Annotated in this window: 2 protein-coding genes; one reads left to right on the plus strand and one right to left on the minus strand. The window is 33.9% G+C overall.

Going from position 1 to position 1,645, the window contains the following annotated elements; genetic code table 11:
* Positions 1-221 (plus strand): FAD-dependent oxidoreductase (locus WCG23_13330; protein MEI8390853.1); only part of this gene is annotated, 221 nt, incomplete at its 5' end.
* 1 nt (position 222) lies between these two features.
* Here the strand turns inward: WCG23_13330 and WCG23_13335 are convergent.
* Entirely contained in the window at positions 223-1,149 is a 927-nt protein-coding gene (locus WCG23_13335) for a hypothetical protein (protein MEI8390854.1), read from the minus strand.
* Positions 1,150-1,645 lie beyond the last annotated feature (496 nt).

Here is a 1,645-nt window from a genome sequence, read left to right on the forward strand (position 1 = left end):
AGGCTCTTGATAAAATAGCTCCCGGTGTTGCATCAAGATACACGCTTCTTTACGGAATTGAAGTCAAATTTTACAGCGCAAGAGTCAAATTAAGCAAAGAGCTCGAAACAGAAGGAATTAAAAATCTGTTTGCAATAGGAGATGGCGCAGGAGTGACAAGAGGCTTAATCCAGGCTTCCGCTTCCGGCGTTCATGCTGCAAGAGTTATTTGTTCCAGATAATTTAATATTTAAAATCGTAATTATTAACTTTAAGATGATTTAATTTTTTATCCTGAAAACTTTCATATCCGTTTGCTTTTGCTAATTTGTCGACAATCCCGCCGGCTCCCCAGAGCTTAGTAGTTCCGTACTTTTCAGAAAGCGCCTTTTTGTTTTGCAAAGCAATTTCACCAAGCGTTTGATGCTCTTTTAAATTATATTTAATTATATTTGGAGGTGTTGTTAGAGATTTATCCTTTGCTTTTTGAGCAGCAGGAGCCTCTTTTGCTTTCTCCTGTTCAGACTGAGCGGTTTTATTTTCTAAAAGTTTATTTTGAGCCTCTCCAAGCTTAAAATGGTCATAAATTTGTTTTAAAAGACCTTTATTATTTTCAACATTATTTTTTGCAAAAACAAACATGGAGTTGTCATGACCGGATTTTGTAATTTTTCCGTCAATATTTTTAAAGCTTAATTCAGTATTCTTTGGATCTTGATTATCACATGCATCTTGTAAAAGCGTATAAGCCCCATTCTCCGCCTGATCAATTTTTCCGTCACCGTTTAAATCAAGAGCTTCCGCAGTTGCGTTTTCGCCAATAGATTTTTTAAGCATTCCCGTCATCTGCGCAACATCTACCGGTTTGCTGTCAGAATCATCATTTGCAAGACCTATTGCAGCGGCTTTAAACAGTTCACTGTTTGAATCTTTTACGGGAGAATAATTAAGTTCATAATTTAAAGCAGGAGGATTATCAGCACTAACAGGTTTTCCAAGTTCTGCTGAAATATATTGTTTATAATTGTCTGAAGCATTTGCACCATATTTGAAAGCACCAAAGATTGAACTGTTTTCTAAATCATTTTGATCAATACATCCGTATTTTCCAATATTTCCGTTAATAAAAGCTGTTTTGTTAACACCCTGTCCACTAATTTCAAAGCCCATGATTTCTCTCCTTATCCCACTCAATATTACCTCGTATTAATATAAAAACAATAACATTCATTTTATTGCCATAAATCGAATTTAATCGAGCTTAATGTTACAAAAAGTATATATTTAACTCGAATTACTAAATCGCCAAATTCGTCATTGAGAGCATAGCGAAGCAATCCATAAAAAATAAAATGAATTGCCATGTTGGGCAAAGCAAAACATCTGCCCCTTTTGGGTTTTAGAGTTAAATACTTTTTTGGACAGATTTTTCGGGCTAAAGTCATCCGAATGACAATACCAATATTCATGCTGCTTTGCGACTATCCGACAATTCACGTTAGTCAGAATTACTAAAATAAAATTAGTTTTATTCAACACTTTTGACACTTGAACAAAAATTATGTTTACATTATAAAGAGCATTAACACGATATTAGTTTTATTCTCGTATAAAAAAGTGTATGTATTTAAAAAGAGGGATTTGTAAATGGTAAAAGTAGCGATAA

It is taken from the genome of bacterium, assembly GCA_037147175.1.
Taxonomy (GTDB): domain Bacteria; phylum Cyanobacteriota; class Vampirovibrionia; order Gastranaerophilales; family UBA9971; genus UBA9971.

Bases quoted from the DNA above. Each gene is read 5' to 3' on its own strand.
- WCG23_13335 (MEI8390854.1), bottom strand. From the start codon at position 1,149: ATGGGCTTTGAAATTAGTGGACAGGGTGTTAACAAAACAGCTTTTATT.